This is a genomic window from Thiopseudomonas sp. SA1F2-1K, assembly GCF_057443035.1.
The window spans coordinates 1,031,258-1,050,844 of the sequence record NZ_CM172014.1 but is presented as its reverse complement, the minus strand read 5'-3'; the positions used below and the strand labels follow the sequence as shown (position 1 = coordinate 1,050,844).

The window sequence follows — 19,587 nt, the reverse complement described above, 5'->3', positions numbered from 1 at the left end:
GGCGCTAACAATGACCGTTAATTAATCACGCCACAGGCCATGCGCGCACCACCGCCGCCCAAGGGCGCGGGATGATCACTATGGTTATCGCCTCCAGCATGAATCATAATTGAGCGATTTTTAATTTGTGCTAACTCCCGCAGCTTTGGCGCCAGTACTGGGTAATCGGCTACGCCTTCGGCATTAACGTAAAGGGCTGGCAAGTCACCTAAATGCCCTGCGCTATTATAAGGCCCAAGATGTTGCCCCGTTTTTTCTGGATCAAAGTGCCCACCAGCAGCTCCAGCCGGAACTACCTTAGCTTGATCATCTGTACTTGGAGCGCAATTTGCATGCTCATGAATATGAAACCCATGAAGTCCTGCTGCTAACCCCTTAAGCTCTGGTGTAAACAATAAACCATAGGGCGTTGGCTCAATGTTAATCGTCCCTAAGGCCGCACCTTGCCCCTGCTCACTCGTGGCATGCACCTCAATGGTTAAGCGTTCTGAGCGATCAGCAGCCAAAACAGATGGATTAGCGCCGATTCCAGCTATAGCTAACGCGAACGTTGGCAACAAACATTTAACGTTATACATAACAACCTTCCTCACCAATTAAAATAATCTCAATATGGAAGCGGCATTTACTACAAAGTTCGACAAAATCTGTGCTAGTCGAACCTAATAAAAGTTAAGTCGGCAAAACATCTTAGTACTCATTGCTATGCGGGGTGTTGAGCTAGCCGGGCTCTGGTATCATGCTTTCTTTTTTGCTTCTGGAAACAGACATGCTGGAACAGTATTTCAAACTCTCAGCCCATAACACGACCATTAAAACTGAAATTTTAGCGGGCGTGACCACCTTCTTAACGATGGCCTACATTCTCTTTATCAACCCCAATATGCTGGCAGAAACAGGGATGGATAAAGGGGCAGTGTTTGTTGCCACTTGCTTAGCAGGGGCGATTGGTTCTGCGATTATGGGGTTACTGGCTAATTACCCTATCGCTTTGGCCCCTGGTATGGGCTTAAATGCGTTCTTTACCTACACCGTGGTGCTGACCATGGGCTACACCTGGCAAGTGGGGCTGGGTGCCGTTTTCTTATCGGGTTTAATCTTTTTTTGCATGTCGATTTTTAAAATTCGCGAATGGATTATTAATAGCATTCCACTGCCTTTGCGCTCGGCGATCAGTGCGGGAATTGGGTTATTTCTGGCTTTAATTGCTTTAACCAAAGCAGAAATTGTAGTGGCTAATCCCGACACCCTAGTCGGTCTTGGCGCGCTAAACAAAACCGCTCCGCTTTTGGCTACTTTTGGCTTTGCTCTCATTGTCGCCTTAACTTACCGCAAAGTAACTGGCGCTGTTATGATCGGAATTTTGGCTGTAACGGCAGCTGCTTTAGCCTTAGGTGATACCCAGTTAAATGGCGTCATAAGTATGCCACCCAGCCTCGCACCCACCTTTATGCAACTGGATATTGCTGGCGCCTTAGATGTAGGCCTGATCAGCGTAATTTTTGCCTTTTTGTTTGTCGATCTATTTGATACCTCTGGTACTTTAATTGGAGTCGCGCAACGGGCCAAGCTGGTTGATGAACAGGGTAACTTGCCACGCTTAGGCCGTGCACTGCTAGCCGACAGCACTGCCACCATGGCCGGCTCGATGATTGGTGCCAGCACCACTACCAGTTATGTTGAATCAACTGCGGGCACTGCGGTAGGTGGACGCACCGGGCTCACCGCCTGTGTGGTTGCTGTTTGCTTTTTACTGAGCCTGTTTTTCTCACCGCTGGCCGCTGCTATTCCTTTATATGCAACGGCTCCTGCACTGTTTTTTGTCGCGGTACTGATGACCAGTGGCCTAGCTCATATTAACTGGGAGGACATCACAGTTGCAGCTCCAGTGGTAGTCGCTGCACTGGCCATGCCGCTGACATTTTCGATTGCCAATGGCATCGCCTTTGGCTTTATTAGCTGGACCTTAATCAAGGTGATGAGTGGCCGCTATAAGGATTTAAATCTTGCTATGTGGGTACTTTCCAGCTTATTTGTCTTAAAGCTTGGCTTTTTTCCTTAGACATAAGATCAGCTCTGCCACTATTTTCGCTAAAAATACTGGGCTCTGCTTACTACTGAGCCCAGTTTTCCACCAATCAAATCTCTCTAAGCAAAGGTAAAAACAGTCTTTTTCGTTCTATCCAAGCTCACCTAAGCTAACACTTCGCCTATCTATCGTAGGCATTACACATTTAGCTTAGGAGCTTACAGATGTCGACTCAGCCTTGGTTTACTCGCCCATTAACCGCTTTAGTATTGATCGCTAGTAGTTTTAGCCTGCATGCACAAAGCTTATTAAACGTCTCTTACGACCCTACCCGTGAGTTGTATAACGACTACAACCGCGCCTTTAATCAATACTGGCAAGCTCAAGGACACCCAGCAGTACAGATTCGTCAGTCCCATGGTGGCTCAGGCAAACAAGCGCGGGCGGTAGTCGAAGGTTTAGCAGCTGATGTGGTGACCTTAGCTTTAGCCGGTGATATTGATGAACTCCACCGCACCGGTAATTGGCTGCCTAAAGACTGGCAAACTCGTTTACCCCATAGCAGCACCCCCTACACTTCAACCATTGTTTTTTTAGTGCGTAAAGGTAACCCAAAGCAGATCAAAGACTGGGATGACTTAATACAGTCTGGCATTGAAGTCATTACCCCTAATCCTAAAACCTCAGGTGGTGCTCGTTGGAATTTTCTTGCAGCTTGGGCTTATGCGCAAAAAACACTCGGCGATGAGCAGCAGGCACATGAGTTTGTGCAACAACTCTACCGTAACGTGCCTGTACTTGACAGTGGAGCCAGAGGCGCAACCAATACCTTTGCCAGTAATGGCTTAGGTGATGTGTTACTTGCTTGGGAAAATGAGGCTTACCTTAGTTTGCAGCAACATCCCGAGCAGGAGTTCGAGATTGTCACCCCCTCCATTTCAATCCTAGCTGAACCACCAGTGGCCATTGTTGAGCGTAATGTTGAACGCAAAGGCACCCGCGAATTAGCCACTGCCTATCTTGAATATCTATATAGCGATGAAGGCCAACGGATTGCTGCTAAGCACTTTTATCGACCACGCAACCCTAAAATAGCTGAAGAGTTTAGTGGACAGTTTGCTCAGCTGAACTTAGTGACCATTGATCAGTTTTTTGGCGGCTGGGCGCACGCCCAACCCAAGTTTTTTAATGATGGCGGCATTTTTGATCAGCTTCAACAAGGCGCTAAGTAACCGAGCAAGCGCTGCAGTTAAGCTTTTTTCTGGCTTAAATTGATGAGCAAGCCCCTTGGTTTTCATAGGCTTTTAGCCCCTAACATGGCATTATGTAGTCATTTTTAGTACTACCGTTTGGGGAAACACTATGTCCAATGTTGATCATGCTGAGATTGCTAAATTTGAAGCCTTGGCGCACCGTTGGTGGGATCGGGAAAGCGAGTTCAAACCATTACATGATATTAACCCACTGCGAGTGAACTGGATTGATGAGCACGCCGGCCTAGCGGGTAAAAAAGTATTGGATGTAGGCTGTGGTGGCGGTATTTTAAGTGAGGCCATGGCCCAGCGCGGAGCTACCGTTATGGGTATTGATATGGGCGAAGCGCCACTGTCGGTGGCGGAATTACATAAACTGGAGTCCGGGGTTGAGGTTGAGTATCGCCAAGTCACCGCCGAAGCCTTAGCCGCGGAAATGCCTGGGCAGTTTGATGTAGTGACTTGCCTTGAAATGCTGGAGCACGTCCCAGATCCGGCTTCAATTATCCAAGCCTGTTATCAACTGGTAAAACCCGGCGGACAAGTATTTTTTTCGACGATTAACCGCAATCCCAAGTCATATTTATTCGCAATTATTGGCGCAGAATATGTCTTGCGTTTAATGCCGCGTGGCACCCATGATTTTAAAAAGTTTATTCGCCCTTCTGAGCTAGGGGCTTGGTGCCGCCAAGCTGGGTTTCAAGTCCAAGATATTATTGGCCTGACCTATAACCCCTTGACTAAGATCTACAAACTCGAAGCCGATGTTGACGTCAACTACATGCTGCGCACCACTAAGGCTCAAGCATGAGTCGAATCCAGGCGGTACTGTTTGATTTAGATGGAACGCTAGTTGATAGTGCACGTGATTTTATTGCCATTATTCAGGCCATGCGTAACGAGCAAGGACTAGCCCCACTTAATCAAGAGCAAACAGCGGGCTTTCGCCAAGTGGTCTCCCAAGGCGCGCAAGCCATGGTTAATTATGGGTTTAATTTAGCGCCTGATGATGCTCAAGCGGCTTTACTGAAGCTGGACTTTTTACAGCGATATCAGACGCAGTTTGCTCAGCACTCCACTTTATTTGCCGGCATGCCAGAAGTACTGCAGTTTTTAGAAAAAATGCAGGTGCCTTGGGGGGTGGCGACTAACAAACCCGCGCTCTTTGCCGAACCACTTATGCAGGCCCTGCAACTGGATCAGCGTTGCGCAGCGCTGCTCTGCCCTGAACATGTTGAAAAGAGCAAGCCGGCGCCCGATATGCTCTACAAAGCGGCTGAGCAATTAGCCCTTAGCCCTGAAAAAATTGTGTATATCGGAGATGACCTACGTGATATTCAGGCCGCCCAGGCCGCTGATATGCCAAGCATTGCCGTCACCTATGGTTATCATGCCGCTAGCGATAATCCGCAGCTGTGGGGTGCCAATCAAGTCGTTGCCAGTCCTGAAGCCTTATTAAATTTATTAGAACAAGTTATTTGTGGCTGTTAATAGCAGTCATTATTGAGGAATCTCATGTTTGATTATGTTGCTCGTCCTAATTTACTAGAAAATCGCGTTATTTTAGTCACCGGTGCGGGGCGCGGTATCGGCGCGGCTGCCGCTAAAGCTTACGCCGCCCATGGCGCAACGGTGTTGCTGCTGGGTAAAACCGAAACCAACCTTGATCAGGTGTATGACGAAATTGTGGCTGCAGGTCATCCAACCCCGGTGGTTGTGCCCATGGACTTACAACACATCACTAGTAATCAGTCTGAAGAACTAGGCGCGATGATTGAAGAAGCCTTTGGTCGTCTGGATGGCATTTTGCATAACGCCTCTATTTTGGGACCGCGCACTCCAATTGAGCAATTATCCGATGAGAACTTCGCCAAAGTTATGCAGGTTAACGTCAATGGCACCTATTCTTTAACCCGCGCGTTACTGCCCCTGCTCCGACTCTCAGAAGACGCCTCCATTATTTTCACCTCTAGCAGCGTGGGTCGTAAAGGACGTGCCTACTGGGGAGCCTATGCCGTATCTAAGTTTGCCACCGAAGGGTTGATGCAAGTATTAGCCGACGAGTTAGAGGGTACCAATGTGCGCAGTAACTCAGTCAATCCTGGTGCTACCCGCACCCAAATGCGCAGCCAAGCCTATCCTGGTGAGCACCCAGAAACCAACCCCACGCCAGAGCAAATTATGCCAATTTATCTGTACCTCATGGGGCCTGATAGCCAGACAGAAAATGGACAAGCGCTAAATGCTCGCAAAGGATAAAACCTAACAGGCGAGTTGTACGCACTTTTGGGATAATACGCTGTCTGCGCTACTGCGCCGTATTATCCCTGTGTATTAACCAGGCGTTACTTATTGGCCCCCCTTTATTGACTGTTTATGAAAATTAACTTCTTAAAAAAACTGCTCAATGTCAAAACGCTGACACTTGCTGCACTAATTACCGGTACCGCTTGGGAAACCTCACCACTGTGGCGTGAACCTTTACCTGCCGATCTATCCGAAAGCCCTTTTCAACTAACGCAAACCTTAGTTAAAGAATGGCAAGATGGTGATCTTATTGTTTTTATTCGTCATTTAGAGCGTTGTAGTCGAGTCGATGCCGCCTGCTTAGCGGAACCAAGCGGTATCACCCAACGCTCGGTTACTACCGGCCTTGAAATGGGGCGCTATTTATCCAACTTAGGCCTAGCCAACGGGGATATCTACACCAGCCCACTCACCCGCACCAAACAAACCAGCCAAGCTATTTTTGCTCAAGAAATCGCCAGTAAAGATTTTTTATTTAAATGCCAGCCAGACTTCTTCAAGCAAGCTCTCAATATTAAGCAAGAAGGTCGCAACCTATTTTTAGTCACCCATAGCAGCTGCTTAGATGAACTGACTGAGCACTTTGCCCATGCTGAGGTAGATTTTGAATACGGAGCTACGGTATTTGTTAACGTGGAAAATTTAAAGGAGCAACAGGTGTTAGGCTTTGTCGATGCCGACGACTGGGCACGCACCCTCAGTCCTCGCACCTAACACTTGCCCCTGGACAACTAACAATAACAATCAACCAGCCACTGGCTTTATTCTAGGCGGATTTATGCATTCAGCTTTGCGCACAGGCTTGCTGCTAATGATTGGCAGCTCGATCATATTGGCTTTATCGCTAGGGATCCGGCATGCCTTTGGTCTCTATCTCAACCCGCTAAGCCAAGCGTTTGGCTGGGAACGTGAAATCTTTTCCTTTGCTATCGCAGTACAGAACTTAGTATGGGGCGGCGTACAACCCTTTGTCGGCGCTTTTGCTGATCGCTACGGATTAAAACCCACCGTTATTATTACCACGCTTGCCTATGCGTGCGGGCTGTACTTAATGGCCAATAGCAGCACACCAATGGATCTCACGTTAAGTGCTGGTTTACTCATTGGTTTTGGACTCTCCGGGACTTCTTTTGCGGTACTACTCTCCGCTATTGGTCGCTCGGTGCCAGCCGAAAAGCGTAGCATGGCCATGGGAATTGCTAGCGCAGCAGGTTCACTTGGACAGTTTGTGATGTTGCCAGGCACTCTTGGCTTAATTGAGTGGCTGGGCTGGTCGAGTGCAATGTTAGTCACTGCTGCCCTAATCTGCCTATGTGTACCCTTAGCTTTTATGCTAAAAGAAACACCACAGCCAAATACTACAGACGATTTTGAACAAAGTGTAAAGCAAGCACTCAACCAAGTGGTTAAAGAAAAAGGCTTTTGGCTATTGGCCTTTGGCTTTTTTGTCTGTGGCTTTCAAGTAGTGTTTATTGGCGTGCATATTCCTTCGTACTTGATTGATCGTCAGCTACCGGCTAGTGTTGGCACTACGGTATTGGCGCTTGTAGGCTTGTTTAATATTGTTGGCACCTGGTTAGCGGGCTGGTTAGGCGGATGCTACTCTAAGCCCAAACTTTTAGGCTGGCTCTATTTAATTCGCGGCTTAGTGATTGCCTTGTTTTTTTACTTACCGATTAGCCAGTTATCGGCCTACTTATTCGGCATTGCCATGGGACTGCTCTGGCTTTCAACGGTGCCCTTAACTAACGGCACAGTAGCCAGTATGTTTGGTATACGTAATTTGTCGATGTTGGCAGGCATTGTGTTTTTCTTTCACCAAGTAGGCTCTTTTTTAGGCGGCTGGTTAGGCGGATTGGTCTTTGATCGCACAGGTAGCTATGACTTGATCTGGCAGGTATCGATTGCATTAAGCGTGGTGGCGGCGCTGTGCAATTTTCCGATTAAAGAATTTAGAACACCCAGTAAGGAGCAAGCGCATGCCATCACCTCATAAGCGGCTGGCTATGCGCACCCTGCTTTTGATTGCTTTGGGTTTATCCTTAGCCGCCATTTTAGGGTTGGCGTGGTGGGGCTGGTCTCATTCTGGCATGGCATTACTACAACTCGGCTTAGGCGTTTGTTAACTAAGCCTCTTAACTAAAAAGCTCCCAGATAGGGAGTTTTTTAGGGGACAGCACTTAGTCTTTACGATCTGGCGAGAGCAGTTCGATCTTATAGCCATCTGGATCTTCAACAAAGGCTAAAATACTGTTGCCATGCATCATTGGACCTGGTTCACGGGTAATTTTACCGCCCTTTTCCCGAATCAATTCGCAGGCTTTATAGACATCAAGCACTTCAAGTGCAATATGCCCGTAACCATTTCCTAGATCATAGCTACTGGTATCCCAGTTATGGGTTAGTTCAATCACTGCATTTTCTGCTTCGCTACCGTAACCAACAAAAGCTAAGGTGAACTTACCTTCTGGGTAGTCGTTACGACGCAGCAACTGCATGCCTAAAACTTCGGTATAGAACGCGATTGATTTATCTAAATCACCCACGCGCAACATAGTGTGCAATATACGCATTGATTATTCTCCTAATACTAAACAACAAAGCCCCAAATTAAGGGGCTTTGCTTGGACTACGCTACCTTAATTTTACACTTATAGCAGTGAGCGACCTTTGCTAGCGGCAATACGTAAACGTAAAGCGTTTAGCTTAATAAAGCCTTCAGCATCTTGCTGATCGTATGCACCCGCATCATCTTCAAAAGTGGCTACCGCTGCATCAAACAATGAGTCATCAGACTTACGTCCAACCACCATAATATTGCCCTTATACAGTTTTAAACGAACCACTCCGTTTACATTGGCCTGCGAAGCATCAATCATTTGTTGCAACATATGACGCTCAGGGCTCCACCAATAACCGTTATAAATCAGTGAGGCATATTTTGGCATTAGCTCATCTTTTAAATGCATCACCTCACGGTCTAGGGTGATTGACTCCATCGCACGATGGCCTTTCAGCATAATAGTACCGCCAGGAGTTTCGTAGCAACCACGTGCTTTCATACCTACGTAACGGTTCTCTACAATATCTACACGGCCAATACCATTATCACCACCCACTTTGTTTAAGTAAGTTAATACTTGGGCTGGTGTCATTTCCTTACCATCAATGGCAACAATGTCTCCTTTGCGGTACGTAAGCTCTAAGTAGGTTGGGGTATCCGGTGCGTTTTCTGGAGCAACACTCCAACGCCACATATCTTCTTCATGCTCAGACCAAGTATCTTCTAACACGCCACCTTCATAGGAGATATGCAGTAAGTTAGCATCCATCGAATAAGGGGATTTTTTACCATGACGCTCAATCGGAATATTGTGCTTTTCAGCATAAGCGAGCAGTTTTTCGCGGGATAACAAATCCCACTCACGCCATGGCGCAATCACTTTAACCCCTGGTTTTAACGCGTAAGCACCTAGCTCAAAACGTACTTGGTCATTACCTTTACCAGTTGCACCATGGGAAATGGCATCGGCACCGGTTTCATTGGCAATTTCAACTAAACGCTTAGCAATAAGCGGGCGAGCAATTGAAGTACCTAATAGATACTCGCCTTCATAGATGGTGTTAGCACGGAACATCGGGAAGACAAAGTCACGCACGAACTCTTCGCGCAAGTCATCAATATAGATTTCTTTAACACCAAGCGCTTCTGCTTTTGCACGCGCCGGCTCAACTTCTTCACCTTGACCTAAGTCCGCGGTAAAAGTGACTATTTCACAGTTATAGGTGTCTTGCAGCCATTTCAAAATGACCGAAGTGTCTAGACCGCCAGAATAGGCTAGAACCACCTTGTTAACGTCTGTCATGCCTTCAGCTCCAAAGGATTACGATTGAATAAAGCATTGATTCTACTGCTGATCAGCTTTTTTTTATAGGGGCTAAGCACAGAGTTCAGCGGTTTATCGATTAAATAAAGCAATTCCTTTATTTGCGGATGCTGAAAAAAGCCTTTTCAGGTAGGATTAGCCCACGTTGAATTGGATTGGAAATTTTCATGATTGATCGCCTTACCCTGTTGCGTCCAGACGACTGGCACATTCACTTGCGCGATGGCGCTGCCTTACAGCAAACGGTGCCCGACGCGGCTCGCGTATTTGCGCGCGCTATCATTATGCCCAACTTGGTTCCACCGGTACGCAATGCAGCAGAGGCAGATAGCTATCGCCAACGCATTCTTGCTGCGCGTCCAACAGGCAATACTTTTCAGCCACTGATGGTGCTGTATCTCACCGACAAAACGAGTGCTGAAGATATTAAACAAGCGGCTGCTTCTGGTTTCGTTTTTGCTGCCAAGTTATATCCTGCTGGCGCAACCACTAACTCAGATTCAGGCGTGAGTGATTTAGCCAATATCTACCCTGCTTTAGAAGCCATGAGTGAAGTGGGCATGCCATTATTGGTGCATGGTGAAGTCACTCATCAACACGTAGATATTTTCGATCGTGAAAAACAATTTATTGATGAAAAACTGTTACCACTGGTAGCGCGTTTTCCGCAGCTTAAAATTGTCTTTGAGCACATTACGACCGCGGATGCTGCGCAATTTGTTAGCGAAGCTGGCAGCAATATTGCCGCCACTATCACTGCGCATCATTTGCTATACAACCGTAACCACATGCTCGTAGGTGGTATTCGTCCGCACTTCTTCTGCTTGCCGATTCTTAAGCGCAATACCCACCAAGAAGCGCTATTAGATGCCGCTACCAGCGGTAGCCCTAAGTTTTTCCTAGGTACTGACTCCGCCCCCCACGCGCAATCAGCCAAAGAAAGTGCCTGTGGCTGTGCCGGTTGTTACACCGCTTATGCAGCGATTGAGTTATACGCTGAAGCCTTTGAACAACGCAACGCACTGGACAAGCTCGAAGGCTTTGCTAGCTTGTTTGGTCCTGACTTTTACGGTTTACCACGTAATACTGACCACATCACCTTAGTGCGTGACAGCTGGACAGCACCTGCCAGCCTGCCGTTTGCAGATACCCAAGTGGTTCCCTTAAAAGCCGGTGAAGCAATTAACTGGCGGGTGCTGGAGGCTCAGGCATGAGCCAAGATTTTGACTTTGACTCTTTCGAGGACTACGCCCAAGCTCCTGAGCCGAAAAAAAGCACCACTAAAAAAACCGCGCTAGCCAATCGCTTTCGTGGGTATCTACCGGTTGTGATTGATGTGGAAACTGGTGGATTCAATAGCGCAACTGATGCTCTGCTAGAAATTGCCGCTGTCATTTTGAATATGGATGAAGACGGTCAGCTCTACCCCGAGCACACGTTGTTTTATCGTGTAGAGCCTTTTGAGGGGGCTAACATCGAACAAGCGGCGCTGGATTTTACCGGCATTAAGCTTGATCATCCGCTACGGATGGCGGTCAGTGAGGAGCACGCGCTGGCAGAGATTTTCAAAAGCGTACGCAAATCGCTCAAAAGCAGTGGCTGTAAGCGAGCAATCTTAGTCGGCCACAACAGTCACTTTGACCTAGGCTTCGTCAATGCCGCTGCTGAACGCTGTGGTATTAAACGCAATCCTTTCCATCCCTTCTCTAGTTTTGATACTGCTACCTTAGCTGGATTGGCTTACGGTCAAACAGTGCTGGCTAAAGCCTGTGATGCTGCGGGCATGAGCTTTGATGCCAGAGAAGCACACAATGCGCGCTACGATACCGAAAAAACCGCCGACTTATTTTGCGGCATTGTTAATCGCTGGAAAGAAATGGGCGGCTGGAACGATTAACCCGCCCCCACTTTTGAGTTCTGGAGACTGGCACTGCTCGCTCAGTGTCAGCCCCAAACACCCTCCTTTCTCCCTTGTCTGCACTTGCCATCGCGCACAAATACCATTGCAGGCTAGCCGCTCCTTAGCAATCTGCCCGACAATTTATTTTCTCCTCTAAGACTATCGACTAAGCCAAGCGCTTAACCCTGCTTTTTTCTGATTTTTTTTAGCCTTACCCAGGTTTTTGCCGAGCCTATGACTTATGGCTTGTTCCCCTTGCTAAACAAGTTGCATACACTCGCTGCAACGTTACCTCTTATTAGAGTGCCCGTGCACTCCTGAGGGCTAACCAAGGATTAAGAACAAATTAAACAAGGTGGAGAAACATTATGCGTAAGCCAACTCAACGCGTCACTCAAGTATTAGCCGCAATGGCTATGGCAGGCTTTGCCCATTACAGCCTCGCTGCTGATCCAATCAAAATTGCCTTAGCTGGTCCCGTGACAGGCCCTGTTGCCCAATATGGTGATATGCAGGCTATGGGGGCCAATATGGCGATCGAGCAAATTAACCAAGCCGGTGGCGTGAATGGCTCACAGCTGCAGGCAGTGGTCTATGACGATGCGTGTGACCCCAAACAAGCGGTCGCGGTGGCTAACAAAATTGTTAATGACGGTGTGAAGTTTGTAGTCGGTCACCTGTGCTCAGGCTCAACCCAACCTGCTTCTGATATTTATGACGAAGAAGGTATCTTAATGATTACCGCTGCCTCTACGATTCCAGAGCTCACCGAGCGCGGTCACAGCATGATCTTTCGCACCATTGGGTTAGATAACATGCAAGGCCCCACTGCTGGCAAATACATTGTCGAGCAGGTTAAACCGCAGCGGGTAGCCGTGTTACATGATAAGCAACAATACGGTGAAGGCATCGCTACTGCGGTGAAGCACGCCTTAGATGAAGCTAAAATTCCGGTCGCTCTTTTTGAAGGGGTGACTGCAGGTGATAAAGACTTTTCTGCGTTAATCGCTAAGATGAAAAAAGAAAACGTTGACTTTGTTTACTTTGGTTCTTACCACCCAGAAATGGGCATGCTGCTGCGTCAATCGGCAGAAAATAACTTCAATGCCAAGTTTATGGGTCCTGAAGGCGTAGGTAATAGCGATATTACTGCCATTGCGGGTAAAGCGTCCGAAGGAATGCTGGTCACTTTACCGAAAGCTTTTGACCAAGACCCTAAAAACGCTGATTTAGTAGCGGCCTTTAAAGCTAAAAAACAAGATCCTAGTGGTGCCTTTGTCTTCCCAGCTTATTCTGCGGTTCAAGTAATGGCTGATGCGATGAAGTCAAGCAAGAGTGATGACCCAGAAACAGTGGCTGAAGCAATTCGCCAGGGCCGCTTTGATACGCCAACTGGCACCCTTGAGTTCACCGAAAAGGGTGATTTAAAAGACTTTAACTTTGTGGTGTATGAGTGGCACGCCGATGGCAGTAAAACGGCAAAAACAGAGTAATTCCACTCTGCGTCACACTAGGTAACACCGCTGCAGCTCAGCCCCACTGAGCTGCAGTTTTAGAGTTGAAGGGAGCTCCCTTCTTACCACTCAGTTAAGGTTGTTGTTATGGGCGAGTCTTTTTTTTATTTTATTCAGCAACTGCTCAATGGCTTAACCCTTGGCAGTACCTATGCGCTGATTGCCATTGGTTACACCATGGTGTACGGCATTATTGGCATGATTAACTTTGCCCATGGCGAAGTGTATATGATCGGCAGTTACATCACCTTTATTGTGCTGACTGGGCTGGCGATGCTGGGCGTTGAAAGCGTCTCACTACTGATTTTTGCCGCCTTTGCCATTAGTATTATTGTGACCTCTGCCTACGGCTTTAGTATTGAACGTGTCGCTTATCGCCCGCTTCGCGGCAGTAACCGCTTAATTCCACTGATTTCAGCCATTGGGATGTCAATTTTACTGCAAAACTTTGTCCGTATCGCCCAAGGTGCGCGCGATATAGCAATGCCTAGCTTAATTTCTGGTGGCTGGACTTTAGGCGATCCTGAGGGCTATCACACCAGCCTGTCTTATATGCAAGGCATTATTTTTGTTACTACCTTAGTCAGCATGCTGGCGCTGAGTTGGTTTATTTCACGCTCACGCACTGGTCGTGCCTGCCGTGCCTGTGCCGAAGACATCAAAATGACCGGGCTTCTTGGCATCAATAGTAACGCCATCATTAGCATCACCTTTGTTATTGGCGCCGCTTTAGCAGCGGTAGCTGGGGTTTTACTCAGTTTATACTACGGTGTAGTTAATCCTTATATTGGTTTTATGGCAGGTCTTAAAGCCTTTACCGCGGCAGTATTGGGTGGGATTGGCAGTATTCCAGGAGCGGTACTGGGTGGATTGGTATTAGGGGTTACTGAAGCCATGACATCAGGTTATTTCAGCAGCCAATATAAAGATGTCGTAGCCTTCAGTTTACTCATCCTCATTTTGTTATTTAGACCTTCCGGTATTTTAGGCCGCCCTGAAGTGGAGAAAGTCTAATGCGTTTACCTATTAAAGCGGCCCTGTTTTCCGCGGTGGTGGTGTTTGTTTTAGGCGGCTTGCTACTGGGTGTGCGCCTCACTCAAGTGGGCACCCAATTAACCCTTGTAGGGGCTGAAACCAGCACTTGGTGGACACTCAGCCTAGCCGCTGGCTTTATTTTTTGTTTTAACCTATTTAAAGATCTGTTGTTTGGCCTCGGCCAACATCTGCCTCGTTTGCCTTCAGCAGACAAGCCACTGGCAGCGCTGCGTAAAAATAAGCCGCTGGTTGTTTTGTTTTGGTGCTTTGCCATTGCCGCTGCAATACTTTTTCCTTTTATCGCTAACCGCAGCCAAGTTGACTTAGGCACCTTAGTATTAATTTATGTGATGCTGGGCTTAGGGCTGAATATTGTGGTGGGCTTAGCTGGTTTACTTGATTTAGGCTATGTCGGCTTCTATGCAGTGGGTGCTTATACTTACGCCATGCTAGCGATGTATTTTGGTGTCGGTTTCTGGACTGGACTTGCTGCAGCAGGTGTGATGGCCGCATTTTTTGGCTTTATTTTGGGCTTTCCCGTACTGCGATTACGCGGCGACTACCTAGCGATTGTGACCTTGGGGTTCGGTGAAATTATTCGAATTTTACTCAACAACCTCACGTCTTTAACGGGTGGCCCGCGAGGTATTGGCAACATTCCTAAACCTACTTTGTTTGGTTTAGAGTTTAGCCGCAAAGCCCCTGAAGGCAGTCAAACGTTTCACGAGTTTTTTGGTATTGCTTTTAATGCTGGGCACCGCGTTATCTTTTTATATCTTTTAGCATTAGTTTTAGTTTTGATTACTTTATTTGTTATCAATCGCCTGATGCGCATGCCCATCGGCCGCGCCTGGGAAGCTATTCGCGAAGATGAAATTGCTAGCCGAGCTCTAGGGTTAAACCCCACCACCATTAAGCTCTCAGCCTTTACCATTGGTGCAATTTTTGCAGGTTTCGCTGGCAGCTTCTTTGCCGCTCGCCAAGGTTTTATTAGTCCGGAGTCTTTTACCTTTATCGAGTCGGCTATTATTTTGGCCATTGTCGTACTAGGCGGAATGGGCTCACAGTTAGGCGTGATTTTAGCGGCAATCGCCATGACAGTGTTACCAGAGCTCGCCCGCGAATTTAATGAATACCGCATGCTGCTCTTTGGCCTGATGATGGTATTGATGATGATTTGGCGTCCCCAAGGTTTATTGCCAATGAAACGCCCACAAATGGAGTTACGCCAATGACCCAGCCAATTCTCCAGGTTCAGGATTTATCCATGCGCTTTGGTGGGCTACTGGCAGTCAACCAAGTAGCTCTTACCGTTAATAAAGGGCAGATTGTCTCGATGATTGGCCCCAATGGAGCGGGGAAAACGACCGTCTTTAACTGTTTAACGGGTTTCTATCAGCCCACGGGCGGCACAATTTTATTTGAGGGCGAGCCTATTCAGCAGCTCAATGGCTATAAAATCTCTCGTAAAGGCATGATCCGTACCTTTCAACATGTACGTCTTTTTAAAGAAATGACCTTGCTAGAAAATTTATTAGTTGCGCAGCATCAACACCTCAACACACACTTTCTTGCGGGGTTATTTAACACGCCTAGCTACCGCTGCGCTGAGCGTGAAGCCCGTGAACGTGCGGCTAACTGGTTAGAGCGTGTCGACTTATTAGCCCACGCCAATCGTGAAGCCGGCACCCTAGCCTATGGGCAGCAGCGGCGCTTAGAGATTGCTCGATGCATGGTCACCCAACCACGCTTACTGATGCTTGACGAGCCTGCCGCTGGCTTAAACCCTAGCGAAACCGAAGACCTCAAGCATCTGATTTTAGAGTTACGCGAGCAAGATCAGATGAGTGTGCTTCTGATTGAGCACGATATGAAACTGGTGATGCACCTCTCGGATCGAATTTTTGTGATTAACCAAGGTACTCCGTTAGCTGACGGCACACCGGATCAGATCAAAAACAATCCTGACGTGATTAAAGCGTACTTAGGTGAGGAATAATCATGTTAGAAATGCGCAATATCAATACCTATTACGGTAAAATTCAAGCATTGCATAATGTTACCGTGAAGGTTAAGCAAGGCGAAATTGTGACGCTTATTGGCGCCAATGGTGCCGGTAAAACCACCTTAATGATGACACTCTGCGGCGATCCTCAAGCCCAATCAGGACAAGTGATTTATCAAGGTGAAGACATAACTCGCTACTCCACTGCGCAGATTATGCGTAAAGGCTTAGCCATTGTGCCCGAAGGACGCCGAGTATTTGCTCGGCTAACGGTTGAAGAAAATCTTGCCATGGGCGCTTTTTTTTGTGATGACAAAGATGAGCGCCAGCGCCGTTTAGCCCATGTTCTTGAACTCTTTCCACGGCTTCAAGAGCGCTTTCAACAGCGCGCGGGCACCATGTCCGGTGGCGAACAACAAATGCTCGCCATTGGCCGTGCGTTGATGAGCCAGCCACAGCTTTTACTCTTAGATGAGCCCTCTTTGGGGCTGGCACCTATTATCATCCAGCAAATTTTCCAGATTATTGAGCAGTTACGCGAGGAAGGCGTTACTATCTTTCTCGTAGAACAAAACGCGCATCAAGCGCTCAAACTAGCGGATCGTGGCTATGTGATGGAGCATGGTCACATTGTTTTAGAAGATTCAGGCGCTAATTTATTAGCCAATGAAGATGTAAAAAAAGCCTATCTGGGCGGTTAATGCCGCTTACTATTGAACACAAGGAACTAGATCTATGGCACTGACTAAAGACCAACTCATTAGTGAAATCGCAGAGTCTACCGAAGTAACTAAAACCACTGCACGTGCAATGCTCGATCAGTTAGCGCAAATCGTCCAAGACGCCTTAGAAAATGATGGCGAAATCACCCTACCTGGCGTTGGTAAACTCAAAGCAGCGGAACGTAGCGCCCGCACTGGCCGCAATCCGCAAACTGGAAAAACCATTGAAATTCCAGCAAAAAAAGTGGTTAAGCTAGTGGCAGCTAAAGCACTGGTAGATAGTTTAAATAAATAATTTAAACTATTTGCGGCACCTTTAAAGCCTCAAACCACGCCTGCTCATAACGCTTGGTCGTTTTTAGTAAGAGGCTGGTTTGAGGCTTTGTGCATTTAGCTAAAAAATTACTCTTTAAATGTGCCCTCTCCCTTACCCACCTCGTCTTAGCAACTCTGATGCTCTACCCCCTGATTTTCAGAGGGGAAAAGACGAGTAATGACTACCTAGCAATAACTGCTCTGGCTTTATTTTTATCTTGATTTAGGAAGCCCCACTATGCCCGAAACCTCTCTGGACTTATTACTGGTGCCAACATGGATTGCCCCTGTTGAGCCGGCTGGAGTGGTATTTAAAAACTATGCGCTGGGTATTAAAGATGGCGTAATTGCCTGCTTAGAGCCGCTCGAGCAGGCCAGCAAGCGCATCACACAACAACGTATTGATTTACCCAATATGTTACTGACTCCTGGCTTAATTAATGCCCATGGGCATGCTGCCATGAGCTTATTTAGAGGTTTGGCCGATGACCTGGCGTTACATACTTGGCTAGAAAACCATATTTGGCCAGCTGAAGCGCGCTGGGTGGATGAAGACTTTGTCCGCATTGGCACCCGCTTGGCGTTAGCCGAGCAAGTAAAAAGCGGAATTACCTGCGTTTCCGATATGTACTTTTATCCAAAAATTGCCTGCGATGAAGTCCATCAAAGTGGCATTAAAGCGCAAATTACCGTACCCATGTTAGAGTTTGCGGCGCCCGGAGCCCGTGATCTAGATGACTCGATTCAACAAACCATCGCTTTATTTAATGAGCTGCGCCATCATCCACGCTTACACATTGGCTTTGGTCCCCATGCTCCCTACACTGTGCACGACGATGCGCTTAAGCAAATCGCTATGATCGCCAATCAACTGGATGCGCCGATCCAAATGCACGTGCACGAAACTCAGACGGAAATTAAAGACAGTTTACTTCGTTATCAAGAGCGACCGCTCGCACGTTTACAGCGACTAGGATTGCTTGGTCCACAATTTCAAGCCGTGCACATGACCCAAGTAAATGAAGAAGACTTAGCCTTATTAGTCTCCACACAAACCCAAGTTATTCACTGCCCTGAATCCAACCTAAAACTAGCCAGCGGTTTTTGCCCAGTCAATCGATTACTCGAAGCAGGAGTCAATGTTGCCTTGGGTACCGATGGTGCCGCAAGCAATAATGATCTGGATCTGATTAGCGAATCTCGTAGTGCTGCTTTCGTGGCTAAGGTGACTACCCACTCTGCCACTAGCCTTAATGCCCACCAAGCATTACGCATGGCCACCTTAAATGGCGCCAAAGCGCTGAATCTAGATACCCAAACTGGCAGTTTAGAACTGGGTAAACAGGCGGATATTATGGCTGTTGATCTATCAGGAGTGGCCCAGCAACCGGTGTATGATCCTGTCTCCCAGCTAATTTATACCTGTAATAGCAGCCAGGTTAAGCACGTTTGGGTCAATGGCAAGCAGCTGCTCAAACAAGGCGAATTACTACAAGTCGATGAGGCCCACTTAGTGCATGCTGTCAATCAGTGGGCTGATAAAATCAATCCCCAGCGCTTATAATCATTGAATACTTTTAAGGAATACAGCATGTTAAATCAGCGATCGTTACTGCTAGCCCTCTTGAGCTGCAGCGGGTTGTTACTCAGCGCCTGTAGTTCAGAGCCCAACAGCCGCCAAATGCAACAAGCGCTCGAGCAAGAGTTACAACAACTAAATAACCTCACCACTGGTTTTTTAGGCAATGAGGCAAAGCTTGAAGTACTTAAGGTAGAAAAACTCAGCTGCCACAACGCCAAACCCGCTGCCGGCTATACCTGCCAAATTGCCGTCACCACTAAGGCGCCATTATTAGGCGAATCAACTAAGCAAAGTCAGGTGCATTTTGTGCAAGGGGAAAATGGAAACTGGCACGTTCTCAACTAGCTTTAACCCAACGCTTGACTGCGCCATCGTCAGTCAAGCGTTAACTCAGCCGCGATAAACGCTTAAGGCATTAATACCTGCTCTAGAATAGGCCACACATTAGCCAACAAGATCGGCTGCGCCTCTGCCACGGGATGAATCCCATCGGCTTGCATCATACCCGCTACACCACCTATCCCCTCTAAAAAGAACGGTACTAACCTAATCTCATGCTCTGTTGCCAGCTGCTGATAGACCTTGGCAAAGTTTTGCGTATAGCGCGGCCCATAGTTGGGCGGCAACTGCATACCTAATAGCACTACCTGAGCCTGTTGCGCTGTCGCCAACTCAATCATCTGCTGTAAATTAGCGCGCATAGCATCCAGCGATAAACCGCGCAAACCATCATTTCCACCTAGCTCCAATACCACCACACTTGGCTGGTGCTCAGCTAATAACTGCGGTAAACGCTGTAAGCCTCCGGCCGTGGTATCGCCACTGATTGAGGCATTTACGACCCTGGCTGAAATATTTGCTTGCTTAATTTTTTGCTCTAACAAGGCAACCCAGCCCTGCTGAGTTTCCAGTCCGTAAGCGGCACTGATACTATCCCCTACCACTAACACTGTTTGCGCAAACGCGGCACTGACTAATCCAACCGCTAAATAAGCTACTAGCGCAATCTTGCTTAACCACTTTTTCATTGAGTGCTCC

The 19,587-nt window shown here is 47.5% G+C and carries 22 protein-coding genes; 18 read left to right on the top strand and 4 right to left on the bottom strand.

Features of this window, described 5'->3' with window-relative positions; genetic code table 11:
- Window positions 1-17: 17 nt before the first annotated feature.
- Window positions 18-578 (bottom strand): superoxide dismutase [Cu-Zn] SodC, encoded by a 561-nt coding sequence (gene sodC / locus AC2T15_RS05045; RefSeq protein WP_486778895.1) that lies wholly within the window; start codon window positions 576-578, stop codon window positions 18-20.
- A gap of 191 nt (window positions 579-769) precedes the next feature.
- On the opposite strand from sodC, the gene AC2T15_RS05040 reads away from it, so the two are divergent.
- The 8 genes from AC2T15_RS05040 (at window position 770) to AC2T15_RS05005 (ending at window position 7,715) form a co-directional block, all read left to right on the top strand.
- Window positions 770-2,062, top strand: a complete 1,293-nt coding sequence (locus AC2T15_RS05040) for an NCS2 family permease (RefSeq protein WP_486778894.1) — start codon at window positions 770-772, stop codon at window positions 2,060-2,062.
- A gap of 191 nt (window positions 2,063-2,253) precedes the next feature.
- Window positions 2,254-3,261: a sulfate ABC transporter substrate-binding protein gene (locus tag AC2T15_RS05035; protein ID WP_486778893.1), complete on the top strand. Its 1,008-nt coding sequence runs from the start codon at window positions 2,254-2,256 to the stop codon at window positions 3,259-3,261.
- A gap of 130 nt (window positions 3,262-3,391) precedes the next feature.
- A complete protein-coding gene (gene ubiG, locus AC2T15_RS05030) occupies window positions 3,392-4,093 on the top strand; it encodes a bifunctional 2-polyprenyl-6-hydroxyphenol methylase/3-demethylubiquinol 3-O-methyltransferase UbiG (protein WP_053099463.1) in 702 nt (233 codons plus the stop codon).
- The gene (locus AC2T15_RS05025) at window positions 4,090-4,773 is read left to right on the top strand and encodes an HAD family hydrolase (protein ID WP_053099462.1); all 684 of its coding nucleotides are present in this window, start codon (window positions 4,090-4,092) and stop codon (window positions 4,771-4,773) included. Before ubiG ends, AC2T15_RS05025 begins: the two co-directional genes overlap by 4 nt.
- Window positions 4,774-4,797: 24 nt before the next feature.
- A complete protein-coding gene (locus tag AC2T15_RS05020; protein ID WP_486778892.1) occupies window positions 4,798-5,541 on the top strand; it encodes a YciK family oxidoreductase in 744 nt (247 codons plus the stop codon).
- Between the two features lie 117 nt (window positions 5,542-5,658).
- Entirely contained in the window at window positions 5,659-6,303 is a 645-nt protein-coding gene (gene pmrG, locus AC2T15_RS05015; protein WP_286593703.1) for a lipopolysaccharide core heptose(II)-phosphate phosphatase PmrG, read from the top strand.
- Between the two features lie 64 nt (window positions 6,304-6,367).
- A complete protein-coding gene (locus AC2T15_RS05010; RefSeq protein ID WP_486778891.1) occupies window positions 6,368-7,585 on the top strand; it encodes an MFS transporter in 1,218 nt (405 codons plus the stop codon).
- A complete protein-coding gene (locus AC2T15_RS05005) occupies window positions 7,569-7,715 on the top strand; it encodes a hypothetical protein (protein WP_158487747.1) in 147 nt (48 codons plus the stop codon). Before AC2T15_RS05010 ends, AC2T15_RS05005 begins: the two co-directional genes overlap by 17 nt.
- Window positions 7,716-7,769: 54 nt before the next feature.
- Here AC2T15_RS05005 and gloA read toward each other — a convergent pair whose 3' ends face one another.
- Both gloA and AC2T15_RS04995 read right to left on the bottom strand, forming a co-directional pair.
- Window positions 7,770-8,162 carry a lactoylglutathione lyase gene (gloA, locus tag AC2T15_RS05000; protein WP_486778890.1) on the bottom strand — a complete coding sequence of 131 codons (393 nt, stop codon included), beginning with the start codon at window positions 8,160-8,162 and terminating at the stop codon, window positions 7,770-7,772.
- Between the two features lie 78 nt (window positions 8,163-8,240).
- The gene (locus AC2T15_RS04995) at window positions 8,241-9,455 is read right to left on the bottom strand and encodes an argininosuccinate synthase (protein WP_053099457.1); all 1,215 of its coding nucleotides are present in this window, start codon (window positions 9,453-9,455) and stop codon (window positions 8,241-8,243) included.
- Between the two features lie 188 nt (window positions 9,456-9,643).
- Between AC2T15_RS04995 and pyrC the strand changes: the two genes are divergently transcribed.
- From pyrC to AC2T15_RS04945, 10 genes are all read left to right on the top strand, one after another.
- The gene (gene pyrC, locus AC2T15_RS04990; RefSeq protein WP_486778889.1) at window positions 9,644-10,690 is read left to right on the top strand and encodes a dihydroorotase; all 1,047 of its coding nucleotides are present in this window, start codon (window positions 9,644-9,646) and stop codon (window positions 10,688-10,690) included.
- Complete coding sequence (gene rnt / locus AC2T15_RS04985; protein WP_053107765.1) at window positions 10,687-11,373, top strand: ribonuclease T; 687 nt, start codon at window positions 10,687-10,689, stop codon at window positions 11,371-11,373. Before pyrC ends, rnt begins: the two co-directional genes overlap by 4 nt.
- A 371-nt stretch (window positions 11,374-11,744) precedes the next feature.
- A complete protein-coding gene (locus AC2T15_RS04980) occupies window positions 11,745-12,869 on the top strand; it encodes a branched-chain amino acid ABC transporter substrate-binding protein (RefSeq protein ID WP_053099454.1) in 1,125 nt (374 codons plus the stop codon).
- Between the two features lie 108 nt (window positions 12,870-12,977).
- A complete protein-coding gene (gene livH / locus AC2T15_RS04975) occupies window positions 12,978-13,904 on the top strand; it encodes a high-affinity branched-chain amino acid ABC transporter permease LivH (RefSeq protein ID WP_053099453.1) in 927 nt (308 codons plus the stop codon).
- Window positions 13,904-15,160, top strand: coding sequence for a high-affinity branched-chain amino acid ABC transporter permease LivM (locus AC2T15_RS04970; RefSeq protein WP_053099452.1), 1,257 nt, complete (start codon window positions 13,904-13,906; stop codon window positions 15,158-15,160). Before livH ends, AC2T15_RS04970 begins: the two co-directional genes overlap by 1 nt.
- Window positions 15,157-15,924, top strand: coding sequence for a high-affinity branched-chain amino acid ABC transporter ATP-binding protein LivG (gene livG / locus AC2T15_RS04965; RefSeq protein ID WP_486778888.1), 768 nt, complete (start codon window positions 15,157-15,159; stop codon window positions 15,922-15,924). The genes AC2T15_RS04970 and livG overlap by 4 nt, the downstream gene beginning before the upstream one ends.
- Window positions 15,925-15,926: 2 nt before the next feature.
- Window positions 15,927-16,631, top strand: a complete 705-nt coding sequence (locus tag AC2T15_RS04960) for an ABC transporter ATP-binding protein (protein WP_053102310.1) — start codon at window positions 15,927-15,929, stop codon at window positions 16,629-16,631.
- A gap of 34 nt (window positions 16,632-16,665) precedes the next feature.
- Window positions 16,666-16,947 (top strand): HU family DNA-binding protein, encoded by a 282-nt coding sequence (locus AC2T15_RS04955; protein WP_053099449.1) that lies wholly within the window; start codon window positions 16,666-16,668, stop codon window positions 16,945-16,947.
- Between the two features lie 258 nt (window positions 16,948-17,205).
- Window positions 17,206-18,531, top strand: a complete 1,326-nt coding sequence (locus tag AC2T15_RS04950; RefSeq protein ID WP_486778887.1) for a TRZ/ATZ family hydrolase — start codon at window positions 17,206-17,208, stop codon at window positions 18,529-18,531.
- A 27-nt stretch (window positions 18,532-18,558) separates the two neighbouring features.
- On the top strand, window positions 18,559-18,894 hold the full coding sequence (locus AC2T15_RS04945; RefSeq protein WP_053099447.1) for a hypothetical protein: 336 nt from the start codon (window positions 18,559-18,561) through the stop codon (window positions 18,892-18,894).
- A 62-nt stretch (window positions 18,895-18,956) separates the two neighbouring features.
- Here AC2T15_RS04945 and AC2T15_RS04940 read toward each other — a convergent pair whose 3' ends face one another.
- Entirely contained in the window at window positions 18,957-19,577 is a 621-nt protein-coding gene (locus AC2T15_RS04940) for an arylesterase (RefSeq protein ID WP_486778886.1), read from the bottom strand.
- Window positions 19,578-19,587 lie beyond the last annotated feature (10 nt).

What these genes read in the sequence shown, in the direction of transcription:
- sodC (WP_486778895.1), bottom strand. Translation starts at nt 578, where the DNA reads ATGTATAACGTTAAATGTTTGTTGCCAACGTTCGCGTTAGCTATAGCT.
- AC2T15_RS05010 (WP_486778891.1), top strand. Translation starts at nt 6,368, where the DNA reads ATGCATTCAGCTTTGCGCACAGGCTTGCTGCTAATGATTGGCAGCTCG.
- ubiG (WP_053099463.1), top strand. Translation starts at nt 3,392, where the DNA reads ATGTCCAATGTTGATCATGCTGAGATTGCTAAATTTGAAGCCTTGGCG.
- AC2T15_RS04955 (WP_053099449.1), top strand. Translation starts at nt 16,666, where the DNA reads ATGGCACTGACTAAAGACCAACTCATTAGTGAAATCGCAGAGTCTACC.
- AC2T15_RS05005 (WP_158487747.1), top strand. Translation starts at nt 7,569, where the DNA reads ATGCCATCACCTCATAAGCGGCTGGCTATGCGCACCCTGCTTTTGATT.
- AC2T15_RS04950 (WP_486778887.1), top strand. Translation starts at nt 17,206, where the DNA reads ATGCCCGAAACCTCTCTGGACTTATTACTGGTGCCAACATGGATTGCC.
- AC2T15_RS04995 (WP_053099457.1), bottom strand. Translation starts at nt 9,455, where the DNA reads ATGACAGACGTTAACAAGGTGGTTCTAGCCTATTCTGGCGGTCTAGAC.
- gloA (WP_486778890.1), bottom strand. Translation starts at nt 8,162, where the DNA reads ATGCGTATATTGCACACTATGTTGCGCGTGGGTGATTTAGATAAATCA.
- rnt (WP_053107765.1), top strand. Translation starts at nt 10,687, where the DNA reads ATGAGCCAAGATTTTGACTTTGACTCTTTCGAGGACTACGCCCAAGCT.
- AC2T15_RS05035 (WP_486778893.1), top strand. Translation starts at nt 2,254, where the DNA reads ATGTCGACTCAGCCTTGGTTTACTCGCCCATTAACCGCTTTAGTATTG.
- AC2T15_RS04940 (WP_486778886.1), bottom strand. Translation starts at nt 19,577, where the DNA reads ATGAAAAAGTGGTTAAGCAAGATTGCGCTAGTAGCTTATTTAGCGGTT.
- pmrG (WP_286593703.1), top strand. Translation starts at nt 5,659, where the DNA reads ATGAAAATTAACTTCTTAAAAAAACTGCTCAATGTCAAAACGCTGACA.
- AC2T15_RS04970 (WP_053099452.1), top strand. Translation starts at nt 13,904, where the DNA reads ATGCGTTTACCTATTAAAGCGGCCCTGTTTTCCGCGGTGGTGGTGTTT.
- AC2T15_RS04945 (WP_053099447.1), top strand. Translation starts at nt 18,559, where the DNA reads ATGTTAAATCAGCGATCGTTACTGCTAGCCCTCTTGAGCTGCAGCGGG.
- AC2T15_RS05040 (WP_486778894.1), top strand. Translation starts at nt 770, where the DNA reads ATGCTGGAACAGTATTTCAAACTCTCAGCCCATAACACGACCATTAAA.
- AC2T15_RS04960 (WP_053102310.1), top strand. Translation starts at nt 15,927, where the DNA reads ATGTTAGAAATGCGCAATATCAATACCTATTACGGTAAAATTCAAGCA.
- AC2T15_RS05020 (WP_486778892.1), top strand. Translation starts at nt 4,798, where the DNA reads ATGTTTGATTATGTTGCTCGTCCTAATTTACTAGAAAATCGCGTTATT.
- AC2T15_RS04980 (WP_053099454.1), top strand. Translation starts at nt 11,745, where the DNA reads ATGCGTAAGCCAACTCAACGCGTCACTCAAGTATTAGCCGCAATGGCT.
- AC2T15_RS05025 (WP_053099462.1), top strand. Translation starts at nt 4,090, where the DNA reads ATGAGTCGAATCCAGGCGGTACTGTTTGATTTAGATGGAACGCTAGTT.
- pyrC (WP_486778889.1), top strand. Translation starts at nt 9,644, where the DNA reads ATGATTGATCGCCTTACCCTGTTGCGTCCAGACGACTGGCACATTCAC.
- livH (WP_053099453.1), top strand. Translation starts at nt 12,978, where the DNA reads ATGGGCGAGTCTTTTTTTTATTTTATTCAGCAACTGCTCAATGGCTTA.
- livG (WP_486778888.1), top strand. Translation starts at nt 15,157, where the DNA reads ATGACCCAGCCAATTCTCCAGGTTCAGGATTTATCCATGCGCTTTGGT.